This is a genomic window from Massilia sp. UMI-21, assembly GCA_015277795.1.
Lineage (GTDB): Bacteria > Pseudomonadota > Gammaproteobacteria > Burkholderiales > Burkholderiaceae_D > Telluria.
In genome coordinates, this window is record CP063848.1 from 3,538,728 (window position 1) to 3,554,392 (window position 15,665).

15 protein-coding genes are annotated in these 15,665 nt (G+C 68.3%); 8 read left to right on the forward strand and 7 right to left on the reverse strand.

Annotated features, from left to right (window positions below; genetic code table 11):
- Positions 1-131: 131 nt before the first annotated feature.
- Complete coding sequence (locus IM543_15515) at positions 132-356, reverse strand: hypothetical protein (protein ID QOY96708.1); 225 nt, start codon at positions 354-356, stop codon at positions 132-134.
- Positions 357-558: 202 nt separating this feature from the next.
- Here IM543_15515 and IM543_15520 point away from each other — a divergent pair, with 202 nt between their 5' ends.
- The 6 genes from IM543_15520 (at position 559) to IM543_15545 (ending at position 4,871) form a co-directional block, all read left to right on the forward strand.
- Positions 559-729, forward strand: coding sequence for a hypothetical protein (locus IM543_15520; GenBank protein ID QOY92991.1), 171 nt, complete (start codon positions 559-561; stop codon positions 727-729).
- A gap of 108 nt (positions 730-837) precedes the next feature.
- Positions 838-1,680, forward strand: coding sequence for an S-formylglutathione hydrolase (fghA, locus tag IM543_15525; protein QOY92992.1), 843 nt, complete (start codon positions 838-840; stop codon positions 1,678-1,680).
- Between the two features lie 123 nt (positions 1,681-1,803).
- Positions 1,804-1,908, forward strand: a complete 105-nt coding sequence (locus tag IM543_15530) for an Hsp20/alpha crystallin family protein (GenBank protein QOY92993.1) — start codon at positions 1,804-1,806, stop codon at positions 1,906-1,908.
- Positions 1,909-2,010: 102 nt separating this feature from the next.
- Positions 2,011-2,715 carry a phosphoribosyltransferase gene (locus tag IM543_15535; GenBank protein ID QOY92994.1) on the forward strand — a complete coding sequence of 235 codons (705 nt, stop codon included), beginning with the start codon at positions 2,011-2,013 and terminating at the stop codon, positions 2,713-2,715.
- Complete coding sequence (locus IM543_15540; protein ID QOY92995.1) at positions 2,712-3,518, forward strand: hypothetical protein; 807 nt, start codon at positions 2,712-2,714, stop codon at positions 3,516-3,518. The genes IM543_15535 and IM543_15540 overlap by 4 nt, the downstream gene beginning before the upstream one ends.
- A 15-nt stretch (positions 3,519-3,533) precedes the next feature.
- Positions 3,534-4,871, forward strand: coding sequence for an erythromycin esterase family protein (locus IM543_15545; GenBank protein ID QOY92996.1), 1,338 nt, complete (start codon positions 3,534-3,536; stop codon positions 4,869-4,871).
- Positions 4,872-4,910: 39 nt separating this feature from the next.
- On the opposite strand, the gene IM543_15550 is transcribed toward IM543_15545, so the two are convergent.
- Entirely contained in the window at positions 4,911-6,854 is a 1,944-nt protein-coding gene (locus tag IM543_15550; GenBank protein ID QOY96709.1) for a diguanylate cyclase, read from the reverse strand.
- 209 nt (positions 6,855-7,063) lie between these two features.
- Here IM543_15550 and IM543_15555 point away from each other — a divergent pair, with 209 nt between their 5' ends.
- Positions 7,064-7,543 (forward strand): (2Fe-2S)-binding protein, encoded by a 480-nt coding sequence (locus IM543_15555; protein ID QOY92997.1) that lies wholly within the window; start codon positions 7,064-7,066, stop codon positions 7,541-7,543.
- Positions 7,540-9,789, forward strand: a complete 2,250-nt coding sequence (locus IM543_15560; protein ID QOY92998.1) for a xanthine dehydrogenase family protein molybdopterin-binding subunit — start codon at positions 7,540-7,542, stop codon at positions 9,787-9,789. The genes IM543_15555 and IM543_15560 overlap by 4 nt, the downstream gene beginning before the upstream one ends.
- Before the next feature lie 36 nt (positions 9,790-9,825).
- Here IM543_15560 and IM543_15565 read toward each other — a convergent pair whose 3' ends face one another.
- The 5 genes from IM543_15565 to IM543_15585 form a co-directional block, all read right to left on the reverse strand.
- The gene (locus tag IM543_15565; GenBank protein QOY92999.1) at positions 9,826-10,149 is read right to left on the reverse strand and encodes a hypothetical protein; all 324 of its coding nucleotides are present in this window, start codon (positions 10,147-10,149) and stop codon (positions 9,826-9,828) included.
- A gap of 115 nt (positions 10,150-10,264) precedes the next feature.
- Entirely contained in the window at positions 10,265-13,105 is a 2,841-nt protein-coding gene (locus IM543_15570) for an insulinase family protein (protein ID QOY93000.1), read from the reverse strand.
- A 102-nt stretch (positions 13,106-13,207) separates the two neighbouring features.
- Positions 13,208-13,600, reverse strand: a complete 393-nt coding sequence (locus tag IM543_15575; GenBank protein QOY96710.1) for a RidA family protein — start codon at positions 13,598-13,600, stop codon at positions 13,208-13,210.
- The gene (locus tag IM543_15580) at positions 13,600-14,790 is read right to left on the reverse strand and encodes an acyl-CoA dehydrogenase family protein (GenBank protein ID QOY93001.1); all 1,191 of its coding nucleotides are present in this window, start codon (positions 14,788-14,790) and stop codon (positions 13,600-13,602) included. The genes IM543_15575 and IM543_15580 overlap by 1 nt, the downstream gene beginning before the upstream one ends.
- 1 nt (position 14,791) lies before the next feature.
- Complete coding sequence (locus tag IM543_15585) at positions 14,792-15,646, reverse strand: enoyl-CoA hydratase family protein (GenBank protein QOY93002.1); 855 nt, start codon at positions 15,644-15,646, stop codon at positions 14,792-14,794.
- Between the last annotated feature and the right edge of the window lie 19 nt (positions 15,647-15,665).

The window sequence follows — 15,665 nt, forward strand, 5'->3', positions numbered from 1 at the left end:
CCGTAAATCAAGGGTTTACGCGCTCCTGTCGCGCGCATGCGAGGCGCAAGCACAAAATTATTCTTGAGAAACGTTTGTGCATAAGCCCGGCCTGCCTGACCCGCAAGCGTCCCTGCCGGCGTTCTGGCGAATCAGGCCGCCGCCAGTCCGCGCCGCCGCGCGGGGTCGAGCAGCACGCGGGCGATGATGCGCCCTTCGACCGAGCGGGACTTGAGGTACTCGAGCGCGGACAGGGTGCCTGCGGTGCGCATCAGTGCGATGCCGTCGTCGACGATGTCGCGCTGGCGCAGGTCGCGCCGGGAATCGGCGCCGGCGGCGCCGTCTGGCTTGTTGAGGGCGGTGCGAAGAGGATTCATCATGCGCCTGGCCTTTCCGGATCGGGGTGTGTGAGGCTGCATCGAAGTATGGGTGAAGCGCAAACAATGTCAATGTCAGATACAAATCAAATTGCAGCTTTCGTTTTCGTGCTCGGGGCGTGGCGCCGGTCCAGCGTTGCGCCGCCTCCCGTGGCCGCCGCCTACAATGGGCCCAACCAAACCACGCGAGGACGCCATGAGCATGCACCCCGATCCAGACCTGAACCCCGGCGACGACGCACAAGCCGGCACCCCCGGCACCGGCGAAGACGTGTGCGATGCCTGCGCCGGCACCGGCAAGCTGTCCGACGGTAAGCCCTGCCCGAACTGCGGCGGCACCGGCAAGGTGATCGAGGGTATCGGCGGCGGTTGAGCACCGGGCCCGGCATCGGGTCCGGCGCGGCGCGCGCGAATGCGTCTGTCTGGCAAGCGCGCACGCCGCAAGGCATACTTGCGCAATCGTCCACTCATCCAGCACACCATGCCAGAACTCCTCAGCGAGCACGCCTGTTTCGGCGGCCTCCAGCGCTTCTATCGTTTCGACTCGGCGGCCATCGGCCTGCCGATGCGTTTTTCGGTCTACCTGCCGCCCGGCGCCGAAGGCAAGCGCCTGCCTGTGCTGTTCTATCTCGCGGGCCTGACCTGCACCGAAGAGACCTTCATGACCAAGGCCGGCGCCCAGCGCGTGGCGGCGCAGGAAGGGCTGATCCTGGTCGCACCCGACACCAGTCCGCGCGGGGCCGGAGTGCCCGGGGAAACCGAGAGCTGGGACTTCGGCGCCGGCGCCGGCTTCTATGTCGACGCCCTCGAAGCGCCATGGTCGCGCCACTACCGCATGTACAGCCATATCCTTGAACTGCGCGAACTGGTGCCGGCGCTGCTGCCGGCCGACCCGGCCCGGGTCGGCATCTTCGGCCACTCGATGGGCGGCCATGGCGCCCTCATGATGGCGCTGCGCAACCCGGAACTGTTCCGATCGGTATCGGCCTTTGCACCGATCGCCGCGCCGATGCGCTGCCCCTGGGGCCGGAAAGCCTTCAGCGGCTATCTCGGCCCTGACGAGGCGGCCTGGCGCCAGTACGATGCAAGCGCCTTGATGGCCGAGATGGACAGCGCGCCCTTCCCGGGCGGAATCCTGATCGACCAGGGCCTGGCCGACAAATTCCTGGCCGAGCAACTGTACCCGGACGCCTTCGAGGCAGCCTGCGCCCGCGCCGGCCAACCGCTGAGCTTGCGCCGCCACGAAGGCTACGACCACGGCTACTACTTCATCTCCAGCTTCGTCGAAGACCACCTGCGTTTCCATCGCCGCCTGCTCGGATGAGCGGCAGCGGACGCGCCACCGCTCCCGGTGCGTCGACACCACCATCGAGGCGGAATGCCGCCCGACAAACGAACGCCGCGACCGGGAAACCGTGGTGTATGCTGAACGTACCGCACGAGGTTCATGCGCAGCTTCGCCCTGCCCACCGAGGTCGACGACGGTGCGGCACAGGCACGGCCCGAAGACGGCGTTCTGCAGTTGAGTCTGCCTAAAAAAGCAGGGCACTGAAGCACGCCGCCCGACCATCGGGCCGGCGCCCTGCCGCGGCGCGGCGCGGCCGCCTCACGTTCCAGGTTGTACGTTTTTACGTTCGCTATTCTTCGACGCACCATGCAGGATACCGAAGGCTACAAGGACCGCACCCACGCCGGCCGGCAACTGGCGCACTGCTTGCGCCACTACGCGGGCCAGCCCGGGCTCGTCGTGCTCGGCCTGCCGCGCGGCGGCGTGCCGGTGGCCTTCGAGGTGGCGCGCGCACTCGGGGCCGAACTCGATGTGCTGCTGGTGCGCAAGCTGGGCATGCCCTACAACGAGGAATATGCGATGGGGGCGATCGGCAGCGGCGGCGTGCGCGTGCTGCAGCCGGGCGTGCCCGGACTGATGGGTGTCACGCAGGAACAGCTCGACAGCATCACGGCGCGCGAGCTGGCCGAGCTCGAACGGCGCGAGCGCCGCTACCGGGGCGGACGGGCACCGCCGCAGCTCGAAGGACGCTGCGTGATCCTGGTCGACGACGGCATCGCGACCGGCGCCAGCATGCTGGCGGCGATCCGGGTCGCGCGTCAACACCGCGTGGCGCGGCTGGTCGTGGCGGCGCCGGTGGGCGCGCCCGACACGATCGGGCGGCTCGAGAGGGAAGCCGACGAAGTCGTCTGCCCGCTGGCGCCGGAGCGCTTTCATGCGGTCGGACAGTACTACCGCAAGTTCGGACAGACCGAAGACGAAGAAGTGCAGGACCTGCTGGCGCAGGCATGGGCGACCATGCCGGATGGCGCGCAGCGGGGCAATCAGAACAACAGAAAGGAGCGGACATGAAACCAATTCCAACCGAGACGGCAACCGATGTGGGCAGCGTGGGCAAGTGGCTGAGCGCGGCAGCGGCCGGTGCGCTGCTGATGTATCTGCTCGATCCCGAACGCGGCTCCGCGCGCCGTTCGCGCGCGGCATCCGCCCTGCGCACGGCCGGCGCACGCACCGGGGCCACGGTCGACAACGCCCTGCACAGCGCCGGCGACCGCCTGGTCGACCTGAAGGACAGCGCCACCAACGCACTGTCGCGCGGCGCCGACCGCCTGCAGACGCAAACCGCACCGATGCTCGACCGCGCACGTCACGGCGTGCAGGAAGCCACCCGGCGCCTCGAGCACGGCGCCGGCCGCGCCAAGGCCCACGCCAAAGCGCACGGCGAGGAATACGCCAGCGAATACGCCACGAAGCGCGACAGCGACGACACCCGCAGCGGCGGCTCGCCGGCACGCTACAACAGCTACGAGTCCGATCGCTACTACGCGGCCAGTCGCGAAGGCGGCGGCCTGTCCGGATGGCTGCGCGGCCTCGCTGGCGGTTCCCGCAACGACCGTGCGGGTGCGGACGCGCCCCATCCGGCCCTGGTGGGCGGCGGCATGCTCGGCCTGCTCAGCCTGATGCGGCGTTCGCCCGGCGGCCTGCTGGTCGGCCTGGCCGGCCTGGCCCTGCTGCTGCAAAGCACGCGCGCCAAGACCTACCGGGTCACGGACAACATCGGCGATCCCATGCTGCATTCGAAGCATGCCGATGAAGGCAGCCAGGCGCCGCATCTTCCGCAGCCCGAGCAGTCCGGCAGCCGCTACCTGCACTGATCCGACGATGGCGCCATGGCGACCGTCACCGCCCACGACATCGGCGCGCTGCGTGCCGCGGCCCGGCCGCTGACCGGCGGCGTGTCCGACTACGACCCGCTGCTGGAGCTCGTCGGGGACGCGCGTTTCGTACTGCTGGGCGAGGCCACCCACGGCAGCGCCGAGTTCTACGACGAACGTGCGCGCATCACCCAGCGCCTGATCGACGAGAAGGGCTTCACGGCGGTCGCGGTCGAAGCCGACTGGCCCGACGCCTGGCGCGTCAACCGTTACGTGCGCGGGGAAGGCAGCGACCCCGATGGCCAGGCTGCGCTGTCCGGCTTCGCGCGCTTTCCAGCCTGGATGTGGCGCAACACCTCGGTGCTGCAGTTCGTCGAGTGGCTGCGCAAACGTAACGCCGCTGCCGGGTCGAAGCGAGCGGGTTTCTACGGGCTCGACCTGTACAGCCTGTTCACCTCGATCCAGGAAGTGTTGCGCTACCTGGAACAGGTCGACCCTGTCGCCGCCGAGAAAACCCGGCGCCGCTATGCCTGCTTCGACCATTACGACCAGGACAGCCAGCAATACGGCTATGCCGCCAGCGTCGGCCTGTCCGAATCATGCCAGCAGGGCGTGAACGCGGCGCTGCAAGGCTTGCAGCAACGCGCGTTCGATTACATGCAGGCCGACGGCGCCGACGCCGAGGACGCCTTCTTCTATGCCCAGCAGAACGCGCGGCTGGTGAAGAACGCCGAGGAATACTACCGCACCATGTTCCGCGGCCGCATCTCGTCCTGGAACCTGCGCGACAGCCACATGGCCGAGACCCTCGATGCCCTGGCGCGCCACCTGTCGCGCGCGGGCAAGCCGGCCAAGATCGTGGTCTGGGAACACAACTCGCACATCGGCGACGCGCGCGCCACCGAGATCGGCCGCCAGGGCGAGTGGAATGTCGGCGAACTGGCGCGCAAGGCCTATGGCCCGGATGCCTGCCTGATCGGCTTCTCCACCTACGACGGCCGGGTGACGGCCGCATCGGAGTGGGACGGTCCGGCCCGCCACAAGCACGTCCGGCCGGGCATGCCCGGCAGCTACGAACACCTGCTGCACAGCGTCGGCATGGCGCGTTTCTTCCTGCCGCTGCGCGAACCCGGCCCCGCCCGCGACGTGCTGATGGAAGAACGGCTGGAGCGGGCCATCGGCGTGCTCTACCTGCCGCGCAGCGAGCGCCACAGCCATTATTTCATGGCCCAGCTGGCGCGCCAGTTCGACGCGGTGATCCACATCGACCGCACCAGCGCGGTGACGCCGCTCGATGCGAGCAGCGGGTGGCATACCGGCGAAGCGCCGGAAACCTATCCGCAAGGATTGTAGTCGCGTCGTCGGCCGGGGCGTCCCTGCGGCCGCAGCCGCCTATCCGTCGAAGAAGGCATAGCCGTCCCTGCCCTTCCCTTTCGCCGCATACAGCGCGCTATCCGCTGCCGCCAGCAACTGCTCCTGGTCCTGGCGCGGCTGTGACAGGGCCAGGCCGACACTGGTGGACACCTGCACCGGTCCGGCGCTCGTGCGGAACGGCAAGCGCATGTTCTCGACGATTTTCGCCGCGATCCGCTCGGCTTCCAGGCGGGTGCCGATCTCTTCGAGGATGACCACGAATTCGTCGCCCGACAGGCGCGCCGGCGTGTCGGTGGCGCGCACGCCGACGGCCAGGAGGCGCGCAAATTCCTTCAGCACCTCGTCGCCGACCCCATGGCCATGGGTATCGTTGATCTTCTTGAAACGATCGATGTCGAGATAGGCCAGGGCCAGCGGCTTGCCGCTGCGGCGCGCACGTTCGAGTGCGTGCTGCAAGGCCTCGCCGAACATGCGGCGGTTGGCAATCCCGGTCAGGGTGTCGACCCGCGCCAGTTGCAGCAGTTGCTCCTCGACTTCCTTCACGTGGGTCATGTCGTGCACCAGCGCATACACGCCCGCCACGCTGCCGTCGGGCTGGTGATCCGGGATATAGGTGGCCTGCAGGATGCGCGGGTCGCCGCGCACGGGAATGCGCACCTCGTGCGTGACCGAGCGACCGCTGAAGGCCTGCTCGAGATGCGGATAGATGTCGGCGGCCGTTTCCGACCCCATGAGCCTGGCCAGGGGCATCCCGACCAGCTCGTCGGGCGTGACGCCGAACCATTTATCGAAGGTCGCGTTCCCGAAGCGGAAGCAATGGTCGCGGTCGATATAGGAGATCAAGACCGGCAGGTTGTCGGTGATCAGGCGCAGGCGCTTCTCGCTGGCGGCGCGATCGCGCTCGGCCCGCTCGCGCTCGTCCATCAGCGCATGGAAGGCGCTTGCCAGCTCGCCGATTTCGTCCCGGCGTCCATCGCGCAGCACATCGATGTCGGCGCCGTCCTCGCGGATCGCCGCGACGTTGTCGCGCAGGTCCTGCAGCGGCGACAGCAGCCGGAACACCAGCACCCAGGCCAGCAGGCCGGCCGCCAGCGCCAGTCCGCCGGCACTGAAGAAGGCGTTTTCGCGCATCGCGTCCATCGGCGCGAAGGCTTCCGCGCTGGGATAGCGCGCCGCCATGATCCACCCGGTCGTGCGCAGGCGCTTGTAGGCATAGATCGAATCGGTACCGTCCTTGCTGCGTGCTTCCAGCCAGCCTTCGAAACCGGCCAGGGCGCGTTCGGTACCCGGGTTGTTGCCCGGGGTGGTGGCAACGTGCTGGAACAGGCGGGTCTGGTCGGGGTGGTCGATGACCACCCCATCGGCCGTCATCAGGAACAGGTAGCCGGTCTTGCCGGGCTTGAGCGTGCTGATCTGGCGCAGGAAGCCGGAGCGCCGCAGGTCCACGCTGGCGGTCAGGACCGCGGCCAGTTTCCCGTCTTCGCCGAATACCGGCGCGGCGAATATCACGATGTGGTTGCCGGTGAGCCGGCTGCGGATCGGCCGCGAAATCACGCCCTTGCGCGTGTCGAGCACCCGTTCGAAGTAATCGGTGCCGCGCGCATTCAGCGCGGCCGGCCCGGGCAGCTCACGCAGCGACAGCCGCATTTCCCCGGTGGCGTCGAACACGACCAGGTTCAGGTATTCGTCGCTGCCCCACAGGCGCATCCGCTCGGCCAGGAAAGCGCGCAGCCCGGTCCAGTCGGTGCGCAAGCGCGGCGGAACAACGGCGGCGAGCGCCTCGACCTGTCCGAGTCGCTCCGCCAGGCGGTCGTCCATGAAAGACGCGGCCCCCGACAACAGGGTGTATTGCTGGTCGCCGATCACGGCCTTCATGCCGCTTTCGGCAACCGACAGCGTCGACAGCGTTACCAGCAGGGTGGCGGCAAACACCAGCACGGCGGCCACCGAGGCCAGCCGCAGCTTGAGATTCGCCGACGTCAGGGGTCGACCCGGGTTGGTCATGAGATGTCACGAAACTGATCAGCAGGATGACAAAGTATTACATACTCCGGGTAGCCAGACCGTCTCATTCCGCGAAGAAATTGTCAATATTGTTGCGGCCGATGGATTCGATTAGCATGTCGGATTCTCCGCATGCCGTATTTCTTCCGCTACCAAGAAGGGCCTTCATGACTACCTATACGCTGCACATCAACGGCAAGGCGCAGTCCGTCGACGTCGAACCCGACACGCCGCTGCTGTGGGCCCTGCGCGACACCCTCGGCCTGGTCGGCACCAAGTACGGCTGCGGACTCGGCCAGTGTGGCGCCTGCACCGTGCACATCGACGGCGCGCCCGCGCGCGCCTGCCTGACACCGGTGGCGAGCCTGGGCAAGCAGAAGATCACCACGATCGAGGGCTTGCACCCGCAGGCCCGGCACCCGCTGCAACTGGCCTGGCAGGAACTCGACGTGCCGCAGTGCGGTTACTGCCAGGCCGGCCAGATCATGAGCGCCTGCCATCTGCTGCAGCGGCATCCGACCCCGACCGACGCCCAGATCGACGAGGCCATGGCGGGCAACCTGTGCCGCTGCGCCACTTACACCCGCATCCGGGCCGGCATCCACCGAGCGGCCGCCATCGCTTCCAGCGGAAAGGGCAAGCCATGAAGGCACCCGGCAACGCACCGCGCTCCTCGGCGCGCCGCAGCTTCCTGCGCGGCAGCGCGGCCGGCGCCGCCTTCATGCTCGGCATGTCCGCCGACGGCGCACTGGCGGCGGCCGCGCGCGCGGCCGGCGGCCCCGATTTCACCCCGAACGCCTTCATCCGCATCGGCCGCGACGGCCGCGTGAGCCTGATCTCGAAGCAGCCGGAGATCGGCCAGGGCATCAAGACCTCGCTGCCGATGGTGATCGCCGAGCAGCTCGAAGTGGATTGGAAGAACGTGCGCGTCGTCCAGGGCGACCTCGACACCGCCCGCTACGGGCCGCAAGGCGCCGGCGGCTCGACCTCGACCCCGACCAACTACGAGCACTTCCACCGCCTGGGTGCGACCGCGCGCACGATGCTGGTCCAGGCCGCGGCCGACGCCTGGGGCGTGCCGGCGTCCGACTGTGCGGCGCAAGACGGCGCCGTCATCCACGGCCCGAGCAAGCGCCGCCTCGGCTATGGCGCGCTGGTCGACGCTGCCTCCCGCCTGCCGCTACCGGACGCGGGTGCGGTGGCGCTGAAAGATCCGGCCACCTACAGGCTGCTCGGCACCCGCGTCGGCGGCGTGGACAACGCGGCCATCGTGAACGGCAGCCCCTTGTTCGGCATCGACGTGCGCCTGCCCGGCATGCTGTACGCGGTCTACGCCAAGTGCCCGGTGTTCGGCGGCAAGCCGCTCAGCGCCAACCTGGACGCGATCAAGGCCATGCCGGGCGTGAAAGATGCCTTCATCGTCGAGGGCACCCCCAACCTGAACGGCCTGCGCCCGGGCGTGGCGATCGTCGCCACCTCGACCTGGGCCGCCATGCGTGCGCGCCGCGAATTGCAGGTGGTGTGGGACGAAGGCGAAGGCGCCACCCACAGCTGGGCCGACTTCACGGCCCAGGCCCTGGCCGCCTCGAACAAGCCCGGCGCGCAGACCCTGCGCCAGGATGGCGACCTGCCGGCGGCACTCGGCAAGGCCGCCAGGGTGGTCGAAGCCGCCTACAGCTACCCCTTCATCTCGCACGCCAGCATGGAGCCGCAGAACTGCACCGCCTGGTTCAAGGAAGACGGCGCGCTGGAACTGTGGGCGCCGACCCAGAATCCGGGCGCCGGCCAGGCCCTGGTGGCCAGCACCTTCGGCATTCCGAAAGAAAGAATCAGCCTGCATATCCTGCGCAGCGGCGGCGGCTTCGGCCGGCGCCTGAGCTCGGACTTCATCGTGGAGGCGACCGCCATCGCGCACAAGCTGGCGGCGCCGGTCAAGCTGACCTGGACCCGCGAGGACGACCTGCAGCACGACCACTTCCGTCCGGGCGGCTTCCACTTCCTGCGCGGCGCGGTCGATGCCGCTGGCCGCGCGCTGGCCTGGCACAACCACTTCGTCACCTTCGCCAACCGCGTCGAGCAAGAGGGCAAGGGCAAGAGCGTGCTGCAGCCCGGCAGCGGCGGCAAGCTGTCCGCCGACGAGTTCCCCGCCCGCTGGATCAAGAACTGCCTGGTCGAGCAGACCATGCTGGAAACCCGGGTGCCGATGGGGCCGTGGCGGGCGCCTGGCAGCTGCGTGTTTTCCTGGGTGCTGCACAGTTTCATCGACGAGCTGGCGCATGCCGCTGGACGCGATCCGCTGGCCTTCCGCCTCGAGCTGCTGGGCGACCAGGACCTGGTGCCGGCGAGCGTCGAACGCGGCCAGCCCTACGACGTCAAGCGCATGCGCCATGTGCTGCGCGAGGTGGCGCAGCGCGCCGGCTGGGGCAAGAAACGCTTCCCGCGCGGCCAGGGCCAGGGCATCGCCTTCCACTTCAGCCACCGCAGCTATGTGGCGCAGGTGGCCGAGGTGACGGTGTCGCGCGAGGGCAAGCTGAAGGTGGACCGGGTGGTGGTGGCAGCCGACATCGGCGCGCAGATCGTCAACCTGTCGGGCGCGGAAAACCAGGTGGAGGGGTCGGTGATCGACGGCTTGTCGACCCTGATGTTCCCGGAGCTGAACATCGAGGGGGGCCGCATCGTGCAGAGCAACTTCCACGACTACGGGTTGCTGCGCATGCCGGACGCACCGGCCAGGATCGGGACGCACTTCATCAAGACCGACAACCCGGTGACCGGCCTGGGTGAACCCGCCCTGCCCCCGCTGGCGCCGGCCGTGTGCAATGCCATCTTTGCCGCGACCGGCAAGCGGGTGCGTCAGCTGCCGCTGAGCAAAACCGACCTCAGCTGGAGCTGAGCGCGGCGGCGGGTGGCACGGGCCGCCCGGGCCGCCTCAGTGGCGGTGTGCGGGGTCGTTATCCCTGGCGCCGTGGTATTCGAGGATCGAGGCCGCCTTGTCCAGCCGCGATTCGTCCGCGGTGATCGTGATGACGCACTTGCCGATCTCCAGACCCGGCGTGTACACATCCTTGTAGTCGGTGCCCCCCTTGACCGCGGGCGAATCGCCGACCGTGAAATTGGCTTCGGCAGGACCGGCTTCGTCGCCGGTATGGCTGATGTCGATCCCGTCCGGGTCGAAACCGGCCTCCAGCAGCGCCTGGCGCGCGCGCTGGGCGGCCTCGACGTTTTCGATGACGCGTACGATCTGCTTGTTCATGGTGCCTCCGTCGATTGCAGTTGGCACCACCGTAGCAGAAACGGGTCGGGGCTGGCGCTCGCGCGGGCTGCCCGGACCCGGCCACCATCCTGGACATGCCCGCGCCGCTGCCGGCTTACTTCGCGATCAACACCGGCTCATCGAAGCCCAGCGCTTTCATGCGCGGCAGCTGGGTCTTCGCATCGCCCACCACCAGCCAGACCATCTTCGACGGATCCAGGTACTTCTGCGACAGGGCCTGCACCTGCGGCAGCGTCATCGACTGCACGATGCGCTCGCGGTCCTTGACATAGTCGGCGCGCCATCCGTACTTGCTCATGTTGTCGAGCATGGCCAGTTTGGCGCCGGCCGTCTCGAACGCGCGCGCATTGCTCTTGACGAGGAAGTTCCTGGTGGTCTCCAGGTCGGCCGCCGAGTAGGTGGCCGGGTAGTCCTGCAGGATCTGCCTGACCAGTTGGGCCGACTCGAGCGTGACGTTGCTGCGCACCCCGCTGGCGATCACGAAGGGGCCGGCGCTCTTGCTGCCGGAGAAACTCGAGTTGATGCCGTAGGTGTAGCCCTTGCCTTCGCGCAGCTGCTGGGTCAGGCGCGAAGCGAAGCCGCCGCCGCCCAGGATGTAGTTGCTCACGGTGGCCGGGTAATAGTCCGGATCGGTCACCGCCAGCGCGCGATAGCCGACCTGCAGCACCGATTGCTTCGCATCCGGGACGTCGACGAAGTAGACCCTGGCAGGCGCCGGGGCGCTCGCCGGCCTTGCCACGGCCGGCAGCGCCACCGGTTTCGCCTTCCACTCGCGGGCCAGTCCCGCCAGCGAGGCCGCGACCGCGGCCTTCGGCAAGGCGCCCACGACATGCATGCGCGCCACCGACGGCGATACGTTGGCCGCGTAATAGGCCTTCAGGTCGTCGATGCCGATCGCGTTGACGCTCTCGGCCGTGCCGAGGATGTTGCGCGAACGCGGGTCGTCTTTCCCATAGATGAGCTTGGCAAAGTTCCTGCTGGCCAGCGCATTCGGCTCGGCGTCCTGCTGGCGGATCTGGCTCAGGACGCTTTGCTTGATGAGGGCAAATTCCTTCTCGTCCCAGCGCGGCTGCAACAGAATTTCCTGCACCAGTTCCATGGTCGGCTGGAAGTTGCGCGCCAGCGTGTTCACGCTGAGGCGTACTTCTTCTGTCCGCGCCGATACATTGATCGTCGCGCCCAGCTGCTGGATCGCTTCTTCCAGCTCTTGCGGGGTCTTGTTCGCCGTTCCTTGCGTGAGCATGCGCGCCATCAGGTTGGCCACGCCCACCTTGTCGGCCCCGTCGAGCAGCAGGCCGCCGTCGATCGCGATGTCGAACTGCACCAGCGGCACTTCGCGGTTATCGATGCCGACCACGCGCATGCCGTTGGACAGCCTGGTATCCCACACCTGCGGCACCTTCACCGCCGGCGCAGCGCCGTAAGGCGGCTCCTTGCTGCGGTCGAAGCTGGACGGGGACCGGGTGTAGTCCGCGTTGGCGCTCGGGTCCACCGCGGCTTCCGCGCCCTGCACCACCTTCTCTTCGACCACGTCGGCCTTGGCCGAGCCGCTCAGGGCCAGCGCCAGCTTGCCCTTCGGGACGAAGCTGGTGGCGACATAGGGCTTGTCCTTGATATAGGTGTCGTACACGCGGCGCACGTCGGCCGGCGTCACCGCCAGGGTCTTCCTGATGCTCTCGGCAACGTGGCCCGGATTGCCGTTCAGGTAGTTGTACTCGGCCAGCAGCGCCGACTTGCCCAGCACGCTGGAGACCGCGGTGTAGAAGCGCGTCTCGAGGCCGGCCTTGATCCGGTTCAGGTCGCGCTCGGAAATGCCTTCCTTGTCGAATTTGGCGAAGGCCTTGTCGACTTCCAGCGCGACCGCGTCGAGCGGCTTGCCCTCGAAGGCGCGCACGCGCAGCATGAACTGGCCGGCGATCTCGCCCGTCTGGTTGCCCATCTGGACGCTTGGCGCCACCTTGCTGTCTTCCACCAGCACCTGGTAGAAGGGCGCACGCTTGGTCTGGGACAGGTATTCGGCCAGCACTTCGAGCGCGTAGGCGTCCGGATGCAGCTCCTCGACGGTCGGCCAGGCCATGGTCAGCTCGGGCAGCTTGGCGAAATTGTCTTCGTGGGCCAGCTTGACGGTCTGCTTCACCACGCCCGGGCGCTTGGCGATGGCCTCGATCGGCGCGCCGCGCTTGATTTCCGAGAAATACTTCTCGACCCATTTGCGCGCCTGCACCGGATCGAAGTCGCCCGCCAGCACCAGGGTCACGTTGTTCGGCACGTACCACAGGCGGAAGAATTCCTTGACGTCGTCGACGGTCGCGTTCTGCAGGTCTTCCAGCGAGCCGATCACCTGCCAGTTGTACGGGTGATCGAGCGGGTACAGGGCCTTGTTGATGACGTAACGGGTGTGGCCGTAGGGGGCGTTGTCCACGCCCTGGCGCTTCTCGTTCTTGACGACCTGCTTTTCCTTGGCCAGCACCGGCTCGGTCACCGTGTTGATGAACCAGCCGAGCTTGTCCGCTTCGGCCCAGATCATCTTTTCCAGCGCGTCCTTGGGGACCGTCTGCAGGTAATTGGTGCGGTCCTGCGAGGTCGAGCCGTTGGCGCCGGAGCCGCCGATGCGCGCGGTCATCTTGTCGAGCCCGCCCTTGCCCAGGTTTTCCGATTCCAGGAACAGCAGGTGTTCGAACAGGTGGGCGAAGCCGGTACGCCCCGCCTTCTCGCGGGCCGAGCCGACGTGGGCGGTCAGGTTGACCGCCACGACCGGGTCGGAGCGGTCGATGTGGAAGATCACCTCGAGCCCGTTCGGCAGCGTGAACTTCTGGTAGTCCACTTTCAGCTGGGCCTTCGGGGCCGCGGCGGGCGGCTTGGCGGCCTGGGCCGGGACCAGCACGGTCGACGTGAAACAGGCGGCCAGCAACAGGGGCAAGGGAGACATCTTCATGCAATCGGGTCCTTACAGGAGAACGGAAGCTCGGTGCGACGCACCGCAAGCTCCGGATGGTATTGCAATTCCCCAATTGCTACAACGAAAAAGCGATCCTCCTCAGTCTGGTATCACCGCCGTCACTTCGATCTCGACCCGCGCCCGCGCTTCCATCAAGCCGGCCACCTGGACCGCGCTCATGGCCGGGTAGTGGCGGCCGATGATCGCGCGGTAGGCCGCGCCGAGCGCCGCGCCGGCTTCCAGGTATTCGCGCCGGTCCAGCACATACCAGGTCATGCGCACGATGTGTTCGGGGCCCGCGCCCGCCTCGCGCAGCACGGCGACCGCGTTCTCCAGCGCCTGGCGCGCCTGGCCGACGAAGTCGTCGGTGTGGAAGCGTCCTTCGGCATCCCAGCCGATCATGCCGCTCACATAGACCTGGCGGCCGCGCGCGGCGATGCCGTTGGCGTAGCCCTTCGGGCGCACCCAGCCCGGCGGTTGCAGCGTCTCGATCATGGCGCCTCCCGTGCCAGCAGTTCGCGCGCGATGATGAGCAACTGGACCTCGCTCGCGCCTTCATAGATGCGCAGTGCGCGGATCTCGCGGTACAGGGTCTCGACGGTCTCGCCGCTGACCACGCCCTGCCCGCCGAACATCTGCACCGCCGCGTCGATCACCCCCTGCGCCGTCTCGGTCGCGCTGAGCTTGGCCATGGCGGCCTCCTTCGTGACGCGCTTGCCGCCATCGCGCATCCAGGCCGCGCGGTAGGTCAGCAAGGCGGCGGCGTCGATGCCGGTCGCCATCTGGGCCAGCTTGGCCTGGGTCAGCTGGAAGTCGGCCAGGGTCTTGCCGAACATCGCCCGTTCGCGCGCGCGCGCCAGCGCTTCGTCCAACGCCCGGCGGGCAAAGCCGAGGCTGGCCGCCGCCACCGAGGTGCGGAACACGTCCAGGGTGGCCATCGCCACCTTGAAGCCCTGCCCTTCCTCGCCGATGCGGTTGGCACGCGGCACCCGGCAGCCATCGAAACGCAGGCGCGCCAGCGGGTGCGGCGCGATCACGGCGATGCGCTCGGCGATCTGCAGGCCCGGCGCGCTGGCCTCCACGATGAAGGCGGAGATGCCGCGCGCACCGCGCCCACCGTCGCCGCCGCCGTCGGCGGTGCGCGCGAACACGACGTAGAAGTCGGCGATGCCGCCGTTCGAGATCCAGGTCTTCTCGCCGTCGAGCACGTAGCTGTCGCCCTCCAGCCGCGCGGCGCACTGCAGCGCGGCGACGTCGGAGCCTGCCTGCGGTTCCGACAGCGCGAAGGCGGCAATGGCCGCGCCGGAAGCCACGCGCGGCAGCCAGGCTTCCTGCTGCGCGGCGGTGCCGAACAGCGAAATCGCCCCGCTGCCCAGGCCTTGCATGGCAAAGGCGAAGTCGGCCAGGCCGGCATGCCGCGCCAGGGTCTCTCGGATCAGGCAGATGGCGCGGGTATCGATCGCCCGGCCGGCGCCGCCGACCGCATGACGCAGCCAGCCGCCGCCGCCGAGTTCCTTCACCAGCGCGCGGCAGGCGGCGTCGACATCGTGCGTTCCCTTCAGCTGCGCATCGCCGGGGTGCGCCTTCGCCAGGTGCGCGCCGGCCCAGGCGTCCAGCTCGAGCGCCAGCGTCCGGTGGCGCGGTTCCAGGAAGGGCCAGTCGAGGTAGTCGGGTTCAAGCATCTCAATCCCCCTCGAAACGCGGCGTGTCCTTGGCCACGAAGGCGTGGTAGGCACGGTGGAAGTCGTTGGTGGCCATGCAGATCGCCTGGGCCTGGGCCTCGGCCTCGATGGCTTCGTCCACGCCCATGTTCCACTCCTGCTGCAGCATCTTCTTGGTCATGCCGTGCGCGAACGTGGGCCCGTTCGCCAGCAGCGCGGCGAAAGCCCGGGCCTCGCCCAGGAGGGCATCCGGCTCGCACAGGCGGTTGAAGAAGCCCCAGCGTTCGGCCTCTTCCCCTCGCATCGCACGGCCGGTGTAGAGCAGCTCGGCCGCCCTGCCCTGGCCGATCACGCGCGGCAGCAGCGCGCAGGCGCCCATGTCGCAGCCGGCCAGGCCGACCCGGGTGAACAGGAAGGCCGTCTTGCTGCGCGCGGTGCCGTAGCGGATGTCGGAAGACAGCGCCAGGATCGCGCCGGCGCCGGCGCACACGCCGTCGACGCCGGCGACGATCGGCTGCGGGCAGGCGCGCATGGCCTTCACCAGGTCGCCCGTCATGCGGGTAAACGCCAGCAGGCCGGGCATGTCGAGCCTGGTGAGCGGCCCGATGATCTCGTGCACGTCCCCGCCCGAGCAAAAGTTCCCGCCGGCGCCGGCGATGACGACGGCCTTGACGTCGTCGGCATGGGCCAAGGCGCGAAACAGGTCGCGCAGCTCGGCGTAGGAGTCGAAAGTGAGCGGATTCTTGCGCTCCGGCCGGTTCAGGAGGATGGTGGCCACCCGGTCCTGCACGGCGTACTCGAAGTGGTTTGCCTGGTAGGCGGCAAGGCTGGCATGGCTGCCCGGCAGCCGGTGCGCTTCGCCCGGTAGATAATGCATGGGGTGACTCCTGAAATGG